This is a genomic window from Pseudomonas sp. CVAP#3 (assembly GCF_018986375.1).
GTDB lineage: Bacteria > Pseudomonadota > Gammaproteobacteria > Pseudomonadales > Pseudomonadaceae > Aquipseudomonas > Aquipseudomonas helvetica.
This window is the reverse complement of record NZ_JAHMSC010000007.1, coordinates 91,007-106,128: the sequence shown is the minus strand read 5'-3', so window position 1 is coordinate 106,128 and position 15,122 is coordinate 91,007. Positions and strand designations below refer to the sequence as shown.

Below are 15,122 nucleotides of genomic sequence, written 5' to 3'. Positions count from 1 at the left end.
GTCCATCGCCTAAAAACTCCCGACGCTACAGCGCGTCACGAACAATTCCATTTTTCACCCTCACGATGTCGGACATAACCGCAAGCGCGATCTCGGCTGGGGTTTTGCTCCCGAGGTTCAGACCAATCGGAGCATGGATACGGTCGACACTTTGATCATCCAACCGAGCAATTCGCCTGACCCGCTCCAGGCGGTTCTGACTATTACGTTTTGAGCCCATGGCGCCAATATAGAACGCTGGGGTCGTAACGGCCTCCATGAGTGTCAAATCATCCAGCCGAGGATCGTGAGTCAGTGCTACGACCGCAGTCGCGGCATGACAGCCGCCTTGAGAGATGTAAGTCGCTGGGTGAACTTCAATTAGCTTCACGCCTGGCATGTTGAAATGCGCAGTCAGTTCCGAACGCGGGTCACACACCACTACCTCAAAACCCAGCGCCGCAGCAAAACCCGCACAAAATTCAGCGACGGGTGAAAGCCCCGCAATAAGCAGCCTTTGAGCCGCGCCTATCCGTATACGGACATGATCGGGCTCGACAGAAATCGGCGCACACGCCGTAGTGCATGGCTCGATATGCACTTGGTCGGAATCCAATTCCACATGGCGCACTACCTGCTGACGCCCCTTCAGCGCATCCAATAGAACTGCGCAGTGTTCGGTCAGCGGCAACAGCCGAGCAAGATACGGAGTATTGTGAAGCTCAGACACGGATCAGATTGAGCATTTGCTTCAATTGATCAAACGGCAGACTGAGTATGGTGGGATTTCTATTTAATACGGAAAACAGTTCGAAAAAGATCTTCGCAGACGTTCTATCGCTCACTTTTCGTACAATTGATGGGATGTATCTCAAAACAACACGACATGCAGCCGCCTTTTGACAATTGAATCGGACGATATCCCCGTAACGGGAATTCTCTCAAGGCATACGCTCGCAACTCCTGAAACAGAGGTGTTAGTCGCCCTGCAAGCAGTTACTTAGAATTGGAAGAACACCGGAAAATATCGATAGCAGGGTGGAAAAATAAAATTGAATTTCCACTCTAATTGCGAAAGTTGAAAAATATAACGAGAAATCAATCAGTTACGATTGTCCACACTTCTATCAAGGTTCACATTGTCTGCATTGACCATACACCTTCCGAATCAAGCAGTTGCTAGCCATGTCTCCGGTACCTTCTCAGCTTCAGCTACCCCGCCATCCCTGTATGCCCGGTTTGAAAACCATAACGCTGCTTCCAGGGAACGCCATCTCAAATCTCAACCGTCCACTCCGACCATCGCTCCTGACTCCTAACTGACGCAGCGATGAGCGAACGAAGGTTGCATTTTAGACTTCCCTCGTCAGGTCTGTTGTTCGCGCGACGATCGGCACAATTGCTCCAGGCTGATTCAGGATTGATCCAAGTGCCACTAAAACTGAACCGGCCTCTGTGATAATCCTTGACCGTCTACAATTTCCTCCCAAGAGTCAGCTGCACCAGAGCCAACTCTCCTCCACAGTTATGAGCGAAGGTGCCACCTGCGCAGCTCTGCGGCGCTAGGTGCTCTGGCTCAATCGTCTGAGGCAGCATAGCGGTAGGATTTATCCCTAGTAGCGATGAATCCCTACATCCCTTCAGCCAATCTGCTCGAACCGCCGCCGCTTCTGGAACAACCCCACCCCCATCGCCACGGCAAAGATCGACAGCAACCCCAGATCAAACCCCAACAAGCGGGCCTGGCTTGCAGCAACGCAGCCGACCGCACCAGCCACCACCAGCACCACCCCTAGCCACTTGCGCAGCAGATACGGCTTGAGAAACCGATCGAACAGAAAGAACAGCACCATGGCAATGACCAGTTGGGTAATGTCGGACATGTGCGTCTCCAGTCAGGTCTTGATGATCAGTGTCGAGAGGGTACGTTGCGGGCCGATACCGCCGTTGACCTGCGCCTCGATGCTGACCAGTACGTCGCCAGCATGGTAGGTGGGCAGGATTTCATTGGCGTACATGCGCACACCGGCCCCTACAGAAAAGCCCACGTAAGCGGAGGACACGGCAGTGGTGGCGGAAGTGAAGGCCGTGGCGGCAAGGTTCGCGATCTTGGTGCGTTGGGCATTGAGCACATCGCCCTGTTGCCGGGTCAGCGGCTTGGAGATGCCGATCATCATCACGCACGGCAGACTCTTGGCCTGCATCTTGTCGTACACCTCGACGACCTTGCTGTTGACCTCATAGTGGGCACTTTTCGCCTCGCCAAAATGCAGCTCGCGCAGGCGTCCGCGTTCGCTGTCGGTGAGGGTGATCTGCGAGACGTTGAAGACGATCCCGTGATTGCCAATGTATTGGAAAGTCCCTTCGAACCTCATTGCGCGTATTCTTGCGAGGCAAAGATGGTGATTCTCTACAAGGAGCGCATTGGATTCAAATCATTTCGCCTTGCTGGCAAGGCGGCGGGCACCGCCTGCGCGGACTCTGAGAGGCATTGGGCTCCGACGAGGATCGATCAGTAAAGCCATTTTTCGACTTGTAAACCACGGTGGTTAACACATCAAAAAATAGGTTTACACACCGTAATTTACCAGCCACCTCGAAGCTGAGTGGGCACAGCCTCATCAGGGCGCTCGTCACGATCCCGCCCATAACCCCAGGTCTGTACCGAAATAGTCATCCCGCATCGCCGTTGTGGCGTAGTCGTCCTGAATCAGACGCCATTTCCCCTTGTCCCCCAGCCAAGCAGCACCTCCTAGGAGATGATTTGAAGCCTGCCGCCCTTCAGGGCATTGGCGAATTTACAGGTGGGCTGAAGCTGCGCATGTTGAAGATGGAATGCTTCAAATGCTGCCGATATCCCTCGATCAACCAGGGCCAGCGTGATTCCGTTACCCACCGTCGCCAGTGACGAAAAATCCACTCACTGCTGAGCACAGAATTGCTCCAGTAACTGCCAGAAAGGGATTTTGTGATCAATGTGCAGATCGTTGGGATGAACTATGTCGGTGCCATTGATTGCACATTTCAGCGGCCACACAAGCGCAGCTCGAAAGGCATCCAGTTGGGGCCGTACGGCAAAGCTCAGCGCCTCACACACTTTTCCATGGGGCGACTGGCTTACGCCAGTGATGCATCGTTCGTAGGAGAAGCTGTCTTTAGAGCCGTCATGACGCACCAGTCGCAACCCACGACCTGCCAGTTCGTTTCTCTCGATACGGAAGTGGTCAACGCCCACTCTAACGAACTGATTGCCATGGAAGACGGCGAACAGATTGCGATCAACCTCGATGCCGACAGCCTGCTGAGCCAGGCCGCGCGTAATTTGCCGGCGACCCTGCTGGCCTGGCACTACCGCAGCCGCCATGAAGCATTGATTAGCTTCTCCAACGCGGCATTCTACGAAGGGCGCCTGATCACCATTCCCGACCGTCGTATCGAGCGCCCTACCCCGGCCCATACCGCCGCCCTCGACTCAACGGATGCCCAGGCAGTGACCCAGGGCGCCGACACGCTGCTCGACAGCCCGATCAGCTTTTTGAAGATGAGCGATGGCGTCTACCTCAGCCGCAGTAACTTGGCTGAAGCGCGGTATATCGCCAATCTGGTGCGTGAACTGTTGCAACGTGAGACCGGCCTGAGTCTGGGCATCGTGGCCTTCTCCGAAGCCCAACAAGGCGCCATCGAACAGGCCCTGGAGGACTTGGCCACCAGCGACTCGGCCTTTGCCACACGCCTTGAACGCGAGTACGTGCGTGAAGACGCCGGGCAGTTCAATGGCCTGTTCGTCAAGAACCTGGAGAACGTTCAGGGTGATGAACGCGATGTGATCATCCTGAGCATCTGCTGCGCGCCAGGACCGAACGGCAAGATGCTGATGAACTTCGGCCCGATCAACCAGCGCGGCGGAGAAAAACGCCTCAACGTGATCTTCAGCCGCGCGCGCAAGCGCATGGCGATCGTCTCCAGCATCGAGGCAGAGGCCATCACCAACACCCATAACGACGGTGCCGCTGCACTACGCGCTTTCCTACAGTTCGCCCAGGCCAGCGCCAGTGGGGATGCGCCGCGTTCCCAGGGTATCCTCGCCAACCTCAACCCAGGCGCCAAGCAATCCTTTGCCGTCAGCCTGCCCAAGGACAGCCTGCGCGGCGCCCTCGCCGCCGCGTTGCGCAAGCGCGGGCATATGGTGCACGAATATGTCGGACGTTCGCAGTTCCGCTGCGACCTGGCGATCAGTGACGCCAGCGCTGAACACTTCAGCCTCGGCGTGCTGTTGGACGGCGATATGGCGGCCGCGGCTAACGTGCGTGAGCGTTATATCTTCCGCCCGACCGTGCTGCGCAGTTTCGGCTGGAAGATCATTGACGTGCTCAGCCATGACTGGCTGCGGGACTCGGAAGAAGTGCTGAATCGCATCGAAGCGCTGCTACGGGGTGAAGAGGCACCCGCGCTGCCTGAGCCTGAACAGGAAGTGGAACCGGAAACGGTTGAGGTCGAGCCACCGCCAACCACTGAAGCGGCGACCACGATGCGCGAGTTCACCTTTGGTGAAGGTAACTCCAACAAGTTCTGGCGTATCGGCGTCACGGAGGCTGAGGTGGTGGTGAACTTCGGTCGCATCGGCACCAAGGGCCAGACGTTGGTCAAGTCCCTCGACAGCCCCGAACGTGCATTGCGCGAAGTGGAAAAGCTGATCGCGGAGAAACTGCGCAAAGGGTATCAAGAGCTGGCGGGCCCAATGACACAGGGCTGAGCTGAGCCGATGCCCCTCTGGCGCCAAGAACCCCTGCCAGTTGTTCAGCGCGTAACGCATCTTTCATAGACGCGAGAGATGCATCGCATCAAGGCCGGCGCAGCGAACTTCGTCTGCGGGGCATCGAAGAACTCTATAGATCTCAGAAATTACCTGCATCGTTGCGTCTTCGATCATTCCTTCATTACGGCATAAAACCCAGCCGTGATCTGCAATCGCTCGCTCGAACGCCTTGGTACAAGCGACATGTTCTTCCAGCTTATGGATCACAGTACTGCTCAGCCCACGCCGTCGTGCCGCTGCCCTCGCCCATGAAATATCAGGGGCGGTGACAACCCCGATATGCAGGTCTGGCACTCGCACGTTTCGATCAATGTTCAACTGTAGAATCTCTGCAAACGGGATTATCCGGCGAAACGCGGCATCAGACGGGTACCAGCGATCAATCAGGATGATGCTGTCTGGTGGCTGTTTAGCCAATACGTGCTGGGAAATCCAGGTACGGCTATCAGCAAAGCGCTCACAAACCCGTAACTCTAATTCCCGGGTGGGATTTCTGACGAGTTTGTTCACGAGGGCCATTGTTTCACTTCGATAGGGATCGCTTTTTTTCTCGCAAAGTCGGATTACCTTTTTGTTGTCTGCCCTCAGTACTTTCGTGACGGCCTCCAACAGTGTGGTTTTGCCGGCTCCCTTGGGCCCATCTAGAGAAACAAACAGCGCACGATTCATTCTTCACATAACGATTGATTTACGGTTTTTCTTGCCCGGTTCGTTCGCTGTAATCGCTTGACGCGACTACGCGAATCGAGTGGAGGGCCCTTATGAACAGATATTGATGAACACTCTAACCCGGTTTCTGGCTAACGGGCCTCAAAATCCAGGGTTACAGCTGCTTATGAACATCGGTCTCAGCCGCTTCAGACTCGAGCGGGCGACACGATGATTTTGACGTTGTGCTCCTTGTTGTTGACCAGCTCCTCGAAGCCCTGCCCCACGATCTGCTCCAACTGAATGCGCCCGGTCACCAGCGGAGTGATGTTCAGCCGGCCATCAGCGATAAAAGCGATCACATCTGCGAACTCACCGTTATAGGCCAGCGCACCCAGCACCTGTTTTTCGGTAGCTACCAACTCGAAAAAGTTGAACTCGCTGGGCTCCTCAAAGATCCCCACCAGTACGCATTTGCCGGCCTTGCGGATCAGATCGATCGCGAGCTTGGCTGTGTGTTTGTTGCCGATGCATTCGAAGCTGACATCTGCCCCGAGCCCTCCCGTCAGGCGCCGTACCTCAGCCAAGGCATCGCATTCATTGGGATCAAGCACATGGGTCGCCCCTACTTCCAGGGCCTTGGCCTTGCGCGCTCCAGACATTTCCAGAGTGATCACCTGAGCCGCACCGGCAGCCTTGGCGCACATGATGGTGCACAAGCCAATGGTGCCTGCACCAACGACTACAACGTTCTGCCCGAGCAGGCTCCCGGCTTTTTTCACCGCGTGCATGCCCACCGCCAGGGGCTCGATCAGTGCCCCGGCTTCAGCAGGAAAGTTCGCCGGCAACTTGTACAACAGGTTGGCCGGCACGTTGACCAGTTCGGCGAAGGCACCATTATTCATTAGCCCGGTGAACGCCAGGTTCTCGCAGATGTTGTACAGCCCGTGGGTGCAGTAGTAGCAGGTGCCGCAATGTTGGCAGGCATCGGCCGCCACCGGTTCGCCGACACTGAAACCCTGAACACCGGCACCGAGCTCGACGATTTCGCCACAAAACTCATGACCGAGAATGCACTGGCCCTTGATCCCGGTCAGTGGGTGCGGTGCGTCAACCGGTATGAACACCGGCCCAGCCACATACTCATGCAGATCGGACCCACAAATGCCGCACCACTGCACGCGGATCTGCACCCAGCCGGCAGGTGGCGCTATTGGCAGCGGAACGTCTTCGACACGGATATCGTGGCGGCCGTGCCAGACAGCGGCACGCATACTGCGTTGCGGATTGATTGAAAGGCTCATAGCGAAATCTCCTTGAAATAGTTGCTCCTGGCACCCCGCGAGAGGCCGCCAGGAGGGGCGTCAGTGCTGTTGCACAAAGTCCAGAATCAATCGATTGACTTGCTCGGCCGCTTCCATCTGCACCATGTGCGCCTGACCTGGCAGGACCTCGACCTGAGCCTTCAGCCCGGCGCTATGGTTCGCTGGAATAATCGCGTCGTCACTGCCCCAGATCAGCAACACTGGCTGCTGGCCGTCCTGCACCACGTCGCGCAGATCGAGCTGTTGCGATCCGTCTTTGAACAAGCCTGATACCAGCAGGCGCAGGGCCGCGCCCACTCCTTCCAGGCGCTTGTACTTGAGCATGTCTTCAAGCATCTGCCGGTTGACCAGCTCGGGATTGGAGAACAGTTTCACCAACTGTGGCTTGAGGGCATTGCGGTTGGCAGCCTCGACAAAACCTTCCAGGTAATCGCCGTTGATGCCCTCCCCCAGACCTGCGCTGCCGATCAAGACCAAGGACCGTACCCGCTGCGGCTCCAGACGCGCAATGTTCAGCGACACCGCTCCGCCCATGGAATGACCCACCAGATGCGCTGCGGGAATGTCCAGGTGATCAAGCAGTGCTAGCACCACGCCGCTCAGCTCATCCAGGTCTGCGCGTTCAAGCTGTTTGGTAGACTCGCCATGGCCCGGCAGGTCCAGGGCAACCACCCGGCGCCCGGCGGCCAATGCTTCATGATTGAACATCCAGTTATTCAGGTCACCGCCAAAGCCGTGCACCAGCACCAACGGCACCCCGCCTTCGCCGCGCTCGAAGTAACGGATCAACCGCCCGTCCAGCTCGACCTTTTGCGGCTTCGGCCCGCGGTCCTCCTCGGCGCCGTCCCCAGGCACGAACGTGGCCTGAAACTGCTCGACGACTGCATCGATCTCGACCTCGCTGGCCTCGCCGTCGACCACGATGCCAAGCAACGCACCCACTGCGAGGGTTTCATCCTGACGGGCGATCTGCCGGCGAAGCACTCCGGAAAAAGGCGCCTCGACACTGCTGGAGATTTTGTCGGTTTCGACATCCAGCACTTCGTCACCCTTGGCGATGACCTGGCCTTCCTCCTTGAGCCAGACATCGACCCGGCCCTCGGTCATGGACAGGCCCCACTTGGGCATGGTCAAGGTATGGATCTGGCTCATGAACGCTTGCTCCACTCGATCAGTTTGAGCACGGCGCTCTCGATCTTCGCCGCGTCGGGAATGTAGAGGTCTTCCAGGGCGTCGGAGAACGGTACCGGCGTATGCGGTGCAGTCACCATCTCGATCGGCGCCTTGAGCGAGGCGAATGCTTTTTGCGCCACCAAAGCCGAAATATCAGTAGCCATGGAGCAACGCGGGTTGGCTTCGTCGATGACCACCAGGAGTCCGGTCTTCTCCACACTTTCCAAAATACTGTCTTCGTCCAGCGGGCTGGTGGTACGCAGGTCGATCACCTCGCAGTCGATGCCGCGCGCGGCCAAATTGCGCGCGGCGTCCATCGCGGTGTTGACCGTGCGGCCATAGGAGACCAGCGTCACATCCTTGCCATCACGCAGGAAGTTGGCTTCGCCGAAGGGGATGGTATAGAGCTCTTCCGGTACTTCACCCTGCATGCTGTAGAGCATTTTGTGTTCACAGAAGATCACCGGGTCGTTGTCGCGGATCGCCTGGATAAGCAAACCTTTGGCGTCATAAGGTGACGACGGGCAGACCACTTTCAGCCCTGGAATGTGGGTCCACAACGAGGTCAGCATTTGCGAGTGCTGGGCAGCGGCTCGCAACCCGGCGCCGACCATCGTGCGGATCACCAGTGGCGTGGAAGCCTTGCCGCCGAACATGTAGCGAAACTTGGCCGCCTGATTGAGGATCTGGTCCAGGCAGCAACCGGCGAAGTCGACGAACATCAACTCACATACCGGGCGCACGCCACAGGTTGCGGCGCCCACTGCAGCACCGACATAGCCCAACTCCGACAATGGCGTGTCCAGTACTCGTCCAGGGAATTGGTGATAGAGGCCCTTGGTCACGCCCAGCACTCCGCCCCAGGCGTCGTTTTCACCGGGGGCACCGGCACCGCCGGCGACGTCCTCGCCCATGATGAACACGCTGGGATCGCGGCGCATTTCCTGGGCCAGAGCTTCGTTGATTGCCTGCTGATAACTGATTTTTCTCGCCATGATGAAGGTCTCGATTCTTGTTATAGGGGGGCGTTCAGGGATAGGAAACGTAGACGTCGGAGAGCAGATCGGCCGCGCTCGGCTTGGGGGCGGACTTGGCCTTGAGCACGGCGTTCTCGATCAGCAGCTCCACCTCGCTGTCGATCTGGTCCAACTGTCTGGCCTGCGCCTGCCCGGCACGGATGATGCGTTCGCGGAACTGCATCAAGCAGTCGTTGTGCTCGCGGAAATGCTTGACCTCGTCCGGCGCCCGATAAGTCTGGGCGTCGCCCTCAAAGTGACCGTAATAGCGAGTCAGCTTGACCTCGATCAGCGATGGCCCCTCCCCGGCCCTGGCCCGCTCCACCGCGGCACCGGCGGCTTCGTGAACGGCGAAGAAGTCGAAGCCGTCCACCGTGACCCCGGGCATGCCAAAACCGGCTGCGCGGTCGGCGATGTGATCGCAGGCCACCGACCAGTTGGAAGCCGTGGCTTCGGCGTAACCGTTGTTCTCGGCAATGAACAGGCACGGCAGATTCCACACCGAGGCCATGTTCATCGCTTCGAACACCGCCCCTTCGTTGGAGCCGCCATCACCAAAGAACACCACCGCAACACTGTCGGTGCCCTTGAGTTTGGCGGCCAGGGCCGCGCCCACGACCAGCGGCGCGCCGGCCCCCACAATGCCATTGGCACCGAGCATGCCCTTCTCGAAATCGGCGATGTGCATGGAGCCACCCTTGCCTTGGCAGACCCCGGTTTTCTTGCCGTAGATCTCGGCCATCATCCCGTCCACATCGACGCCTTTGGCAATGCAGTGGCCGTGACCACGGTGGTTGGAGGCAATGCAATCGTCGTCCCCCAAGTGGGCCATGACCCCGGCGGCCGAGGCCTCTTCGCCGGCATACAGATGGACAAAACCGGGAATCTCACCGGTGGCGAATTCCACGTGCAGGCGCTCTTCAAAGACGCGGATGGTGCGCATCACCTGATAGGCATGCAGCAATTGATCAGCGGTTAGCTGTGTCGACATTTTTATTCTCCAGGGTGTCTTGAGACGAGAGGTTCAGAGGGTGCTGCGGGTGTTCACGGCCAATGGCCAGAAGTCGCTGTTGCGCTGCATAGTCCAGGACCGCATTGACATCGATGCTTAGCGGACCGCTGGAATCGAGGGTGACCGTGGGCCGGTCATGGGCGTTGAATTCGATCTCGCGCTCGCCATCCAGAGCGAGGGTTCCGCTGGCCAGGCACAGACTATGGGCGACACCGGGTTCAAGGCTTCCTGCAGCGAGTACGCCGCAGCCTTGCAGCAGGCCGGGAGCCAGAGGCACCAGCAGCGCTTTTGGAGATTGCGCATCGAGGCGCATCCAGGCCCCACCCGGAGCCTGACGCGATACGGGAAACCACAAGCCGCAAAGGGCCGAGATGCCAATGGACTGAGGTTCGGCGAAGGTCACAAACACCTCGGCCAGATCGCCCCCGCGACTGATGGCCCGTGCGCCGACGAAGGGCAACGAGGACACCGCCACGTCCACCAGGGCCATCTCGCACAGGCCACGACTCGGCTCGCGCACCAGCAAGCGTTTATTACGGCGCAAAGCGATCTCGTGCGGGATCCGCCCACTGACAAACAGCCCGCCGGCCAACCCGGCGCTGGTGGCTTCACGCAGTTCCGGAAAGGCGTTGTTGGTGCCGGTGGACAGGGTCAGCAGCGGAATGTCGCCGACTTCGGCGGCCACCGCCTTGTGAGTACCGTCGCCGCCCAGCACGGCGATCAGCGCAACGCCGCGTTCGGCCATCCAGCGTGCCGCGTGACGGGTATCCTCGACGCTTTGGCGCAGGGTCAGGTCGAGGAACTCAAGGGATGGCCAGTGACTGCTGCGAGCCTGGCGGCCGTGACTGTTTTTCAGTACGGCGGCGGCGATGCCGGTCATGTCTGTGGGCATCAGCACCCGTTCGACACCCGTGGCGCCAAAGGCAGCCAGCAAGCGCTGGATCACCGAGACCTTGTCGGTGCTGGAAAACAACCCGGCGTTGGCGGTCAGGCGCCGCACGTCCCGGCCGGATGCAGGATTGGCAATGATACCTACGGTCAGCGGCGCACGACTCATGACGCCACCACGGGCAGAACAGGGAAAGGATTTCGGCAGGACATCGGGCACCTCTTTTTATTATTGGGTTGCCAGTCAGGCTGGTTGCCAGAGCTAGAGCAAGGCCAGTGCCAGATCCGCAAAAACACCTGCACAACCCCGTCGTAGAGCGGTCCGATGGGACCCCGGGGTGGCCGAAATCAAACCCGAATGAAACGCGCGATGTCAGGCTGCACGAGGTGGCGGCGAGATCGTGAGACATCGCGTCTCACCGCCAGCCCCGGTTGACCCGACGCTTGTCTGCGACCAATGAACGGCGCTTAATAGCCGCACAACTAAAAGAAGATGGAATCGGAGGCCTTAATGCTTTCCGCACACTCAAAGGCGCATGTGGATTGCGTCAGCCGTGTTTTGAAGAATGCCGGGCACCTGCCGCAGCTGCCTGTGTCGGACTTGATTCTCGACTCCTGGCGCCGCTCCATGGAGCAACACCACCTGGATCCCGGCTCGCTACAAGGACCACGGATCCTCTCGCAGAACGTGCTGCAGGAATGCCGCGAGCGCTCCGAGTTATTCTTGCGCATCGCCAGTGAAGAAGTCGCCCGCCTCCACGGTCGGGTCCGCGATGCCGACTACTGCGTCCTGCTCACAGACGCTCAGGGCCAGACCATCGACTACCGCGTCGAAACCTCCATCCGCAATGACTGCCGCAAGGCCGGTCTTTACCTGGGCACTTGCTGGTCGGAAAGTGAGGAAGGTACGTGTGGCGTGGCGGCGGTACTGACCGCGCGAACGCCGGTCACTGTTCACAAGCGCGACCATTTTCGCGCCGCGTTTATCGGACTCACCTGCTCAGCGGCGCCAGTCTTCGACCCCAAGGGCGAACTGCTCGGGGTGCTCGATGTGTCGGCGGTGCGCTCACCCGACGACCGCCGCTCTCAACATCTGATCCGGCAGATGGTGGTGCAGAGCGCGCGTGAAATCGAACAGGCATTTTTCATGAGTAGCGCCCAGGGTTACTGGGTGCTGCGAGCCCACAGCAGCCCGGGCTACGTCGACAGCCAACCCGATTACTTGCTCGCCTGGGACGACGACGGCTGCTTGCAGGCGTTGAACCCGGCTGCGCGGCAATGGCTGTTGCACAGTTTTGGTCAACTGCCGGAACACATTGGCCAAGTCTTCGATCAGCAGTTGCTGCATCGGATCAGTGACGAATCGCTATGCCTGTTGCACAGCCAGGGTGGCCACACGCAATTGCATGGTCGCCTCAGCGTGCCACGGCGGGTGAAGCGCAACGCTTCGCGACTGGCACTGACACCCGCCGAACTCGACCCGCGACTGGAAGAAAGCCTGCGCCTTGCAGTGCGGGTTAAAGACCGCAACCTGCCGGTGCTGATCCAGGGCGAGACCGGCTCCGGCAAGGAAGTCTTCGCCCGTCAGTTGCACCAAGCCAGCCAGCGCCGCGAGCGGCCGTTCGTTGCGGTAAACTGCGCGGCGATCCCCGAGAACCTGATCGAAAGCGAATTATTTGGCTATGTCGCTGGCGCCTTTACCGGTGCCTCGAGCAAGGGCATGCAAGGTCTGCTGGAACAGGCCGATGGCGGCACTCTGTTTCTCGATGAAATCGGCGACATGCCGCTGCCCTTGCAAACCCGGCTGCTGCGGGTTCTGGCCGAGGGTGAAGTGGCGCCTCTGGGAGCCTCACGGCGCAAAGCGATCGACCTTCAGGTCGTCTGCGCGAGCCACCGCGATCTGGAAGGACTGGTCGCCGCGGGCGAGTTTCGCGAAGACCTGTACTTTCGTTTGAATGGAGCGCGCTTCCAGTTACCGCCGCTGCGCGAACGCAGTGACCGGCTGGCGCTGATCAACCGGATTCTCGATGAGGAATCGACGCTTTGCGCAGAACCCATGCACCTGGGAGGTGCAGCTCTGGAATGCCTGCTTGGCTACCGCTGGCCGGGTAACGTTCGCCAGTTACGGCACGTGCTGCGTTATGCCTGTGCGGTGTGCGATTCAAACCTGATTCAGGTCAGCCATTTGCCCGAGCAACTGCAAGATCACCGACTTGATGGCCCAAGCTCTGGCGTCACCATTGATTGCTGCACGAGCCCGGAACGCCAGGCATTGCTCGATGCCTTGGTGCGTCACCGCTGGAAACCCACCGCCGCTGCCAAGTCTTTGGGGATCTCCCGGGCAACCCTGTATCGGCGGGTGCATCAGCACGGCATCGACATGCCTGGCAGAAGCCAGGTGTAAAGCCTGGCTCCCCTGGCAAACCGTTGTAATGAGCGCTCGTATCGACCCGTTCAACAAAAATGCACTCGTTACTGCGGCGTCAGGGTGTGGCAAAAAACTTGGCGTGAAACACACGTCCGGCACGTCTGCCGGCGCTACCTCGGTCCATGAGTTACTCACCTGACGCCATCTGCCCGCTCAGTCCTTGAGCGATTTGGGTATCGCAATACGGCTACTGGTCTTAACCTCGCGCAAAGCCAGACTGGACTGAATGGATGCAATACCTACCTGACGCCTGAGCACTTGCTCGATAAAGTCGCTGTAACTATCAAGATCCTCCGCCAACACTTGCAACACGTAATCGGCATCTCCAGTGATCTTGTGACAAGACAACACCTCGGGCAATTGCGCAATCACCGCCTCGAAGGCATCCGGAGCATGATCCGCATGGGTGGAAAAACGGATGTGCACAAACGCCATAATGTCCAGCCCTAGCATGCGTCGATCAAGATTGGCCTGGTAGCCCTTGATTACGCCAGCCTCCTCCATTCTCTTACGCCTTCGCCAGCAAGGCGTCAGGCTTAACGACAGACGCTCACTGAGCTCGGCGTTGGAAATGCTAGCATCTTCCTGCAGCAACGTGAGTATCGCCAGGTCGGTCTCGTCAAGGCTGATGCGTTTGGATGATTTTTTCTGCATTGCGCCATTCCTGAGTAAAAACGCCCGAATAATCCAGTAAACGATGAAAACAAAGCAAAGAAAGCGCGTCCCCGCCGGAACAGAATATTTGCACTGGCTCACATTAACGGATGCGCAGAATGTTTACAGTTTTCAGTGATTCCCATCGCTTGCACCACGGCACCGAATTGAAAGACGGTGTGCTCAAGCCGTCGTTCGAACAGCCCAGTCGGGCCGATACTGTCCATAACCGCGTCAAGCAGGTAGGCCTTGGCCAGATCGTCGAACCGCGAATATTTGACCGGTCGTGTTACGTCAATGCGCACAGCGAGCGCTACGTCAGTTTTCTGGAAAGCGCCTGGTCAGAATGGTGCGCGACTGGACGGACCCACGATGCCCTGCCGCTAGTATGGCCAGTGCGCGACCTGTCCAACGAACAAGTCCCGACGTTCATCGACGGCAAGCTCGGTTTCTACGCCATGGACGCCGGCTCCCCGATTACCGCCACCACTTGGCAAGCGGTAAAAACCAGTGCAGACATCGCCCTCACCGGCCTGGCGCTGATCGATGAAGGCCACGACAGTGCCTTTGCCCTGTGCCGTCCGCCCGGCCATCACGCAGCGCGTGAATACATGGGCGGCTATTGCTATCTCAACAACGCCGCCATTGCTGCACAACAGGCCATTACCCAAGGCGCCAAACGTGTCGCGGTACTGGACGTCGACTTTCATCACGGCAACGGCACCCAAAACATTTTCTACGGGCGCAGTGACGTCATGTTTGTCTCGCTACACGGTGAGCCGACGGTGTCCTATCCGTACTACTCAGGCTTCAGCCACGAAGTCGGCACCGGCCACGGCGAAGGTTACAACCTGAACTATCCGCTGCCGAAGAACACCACCTGGGAAAGCTACCGCAACGCCCTGCTCCACGCGTGTAAGAAACTCCAGCAATTCGCCCCTGAAGTGCTGGTTATTTCACTCGGCGTCGACACGTTCAAGGACGATCCGATCAGCCACTTCCTGCTGGAAAGCGAAGACTTCATCGGCATCGGCGAGCTGATAGCAGGCGTCGGCTGCCCGACCCTGTTCGTGATGGAAGGCGGCTACATGGTCGATGAAATCGGGATCAATGCGGTTAACGTGCTGCATGGCTTCGAGAGCAAACGCGCCTGAGCCATCCCCTGCCCTACAGCATTTCAACT

12 protein-coding genes and 2 pseudogenes are annotated in these 15,122 nt (G+C 58.6%); 3 read left to right on the top strand and 11 right to left on the bottom strand.

What is annotated here, in order from left to right:
* Positions 1-25: 25 nt before the first annotated feature.
* The 4 genes and pseudogenes from KRR23_RS14240 to KRR23_RS29405 all read right to left on the bottom strand — a co-directional run.
* Positions 26-634: pseudogene (locus tag KRR23_RS14240) on the bottom strand (XdhC family protein); the annotation flags it as partial.
* A 985-nt stretch (positions 635-1,619) separates the two neighbouring features.
* The gene (locus KRR23_RS14235) at positions 1,620-1,862 is read right to left on the bottom strand and encodes a hypothetical protein (RefSeq protein ID WP_216743005.1); all 243 of its coding nucleotides are present in this window, start codon (positions 1,860-1,862) and stop codon (positions 1,620-1,622) included.
* 12 nt (positions 1,863-1,874) lie between these two features.
* Positions 1,875-2,354 carry a hypothetical protein gene (locus KRR23_RS14230; protein ID WP_216743004.1) on the bottom strand — a complete coding sequence of 160 codons (480 nt, stop codon included), beginning with the start codon at positions 2,352-2,354 and terminating at the stop codon, positions 1,875-1,877.
* A gap of 545 nt (positions 2,355-2,899) precedes the next feature.
* On the bottom strand, positions 2,900-3,214 hold the full coding sequence (locus KRR23_RS29405) for a DUF3223 domain-containing protein (RefSeq protein WP_216743003.1): 315 nt from the start codon (positions 3,212-3,214) through the stop codon (positions 2,900-2,902).
* A 3-nt stretch (positions 3,215-3,217) separates the two neighbouring features.
* Between KRR23_RS29405 and KRR23_RS14220 the strand changes: the two are divergent.
* Positions 3,218-4,732: pseudogene (locus KRR23_RS14220) on the top strand (AAA domain-containing protein); the annotation flags it as partial.
* Between the two features lie 63 nt (positions 4,733-4,795).
* Here the strand turns inward: KRR23_RS14220 and KRR23_RS14215 are convergent.
* The 6 genes from KRR23_RS14215 to KRR23_RS14190 form a co-directional block, all read right to left on the bottom strand.
* Entirely contained in the window at positions 4,796-5,464 is a 669-nt protein-coding gene (locus KRR23_RS14215; protein ID WP_216743002.1) for a dTMP kinase, read from the bottom strand.
* Positions 5,465-5,652: 188 nt separating this feature from the next.
* On the bottom strand, positions 5,653-6,717 hold the full coding sequence (locus KRR23_RS14210) for a 2,3-butanediol dehydrogenase (RefSeq protein WP_253912109.1): 1,065 nt from the start codon (positions 6,715-6,717) through the stop codon (positions 5,653-5,655).
* Between the two features lie 90 nt (positions 6,718-6,807).
* A complete protein-coding gene (locus tag KRR23_RS14205; RefSeq protein WP_216743000.1) occupies positions 6,808-7,920 on the bottom strand; it encodes an acetoin dehydrogenase dihydrolipoyllysine-residue acetyltransferase subunit in 1,113 nt (370 codons plus the stop codon).
* Positions 7,917-8,936: an alpha-ketoacid dehydrogenase subunit beta gene (locus KRR23_RS14200; protein ID WP_216742999.1), complete on the bottom strand. Its 1,020-nt coding sequence runs from the start codon at positions 8,934-8,936 to the stop codon at positions 7,917-7,919. Before KRR23_RS14200 ends, KRR23_RS14205 begins: the two co-directional genes overlap by 4 nt.
* Positions 8,937-8,970: 34 nt before the next feature.
* Entirely contained in the window at positions 8,971-9,948 is a 978-nt protein-coding gene (locus tag KRR23_RS14195; protein WP_216742998.1) for a thiamine pyrophosphate-dependent dehydrogenase E1 component subunit alpha, read from the bottom strand.
* Positions 9,926-11,026 (bottom strand): ATP-NAD kinase family protein, encoded by a 1,101-nt coding sequence (locus tag KRR23_RS14190; protein WP_216742997.1) that lies wholly within the window; start codon positions 11,024-11,026, stop codon positions 9,926-9,928. Before KRR23_RS14190 ends, KRR23_RS14195 begins: the two co-directional genes overlap by 23 nt.
* 342 nt (positions 11,027-11,368) lie before the next feature.
* Here KRR23_RS14190 and KRR23_RS14185 point away from each other — a divergent pair, with 342 nt between their 5' ends.
* Complete coding sequence (locus KRR23_RS14185) at positions 11,369-13,261, top strand: sigma-54-dependent Fis family transcriptional regulator (RefSeq protein WP_216742996.1); 1,893 nt, start codon at positions 11,369-11,371, stop codon at positions 13,259-13,261.
* A gap of 177 nt (positions 13,262-13,438) precedes the next feature.
* Here KRR23_RS14185 and KRR23_RS14180 read toward each other — a convergent pair whose 3' ends face one another.
* Entirely contained in the window at positions 13,439-13,939 is a 501-nt protein-coding gene (locus KRR23_RS14180; protein ID WP_123581588.1) for an Lrp/AsnC family transcriptional regulator, read from the bottom strand.
* 119 nt (positions 13,940-14,058) lie between these two features.
* On the opposite strand from KRR23_RS14180, the gene KRR23_RS14175 reads away from it, so the two are divergent.
* Positions 14,059-15,093, top strand: coding sequence for a histone deacetylase family protein (locus KRR23_RS14175; protein ID WP_216742995.1), 1,035 nt, complete (start codon positions 14,059-14,061; stop codon positions 15,091-15,093).
* Positions 15,094-15,122 lie beyond the last annotated feature (29 nt).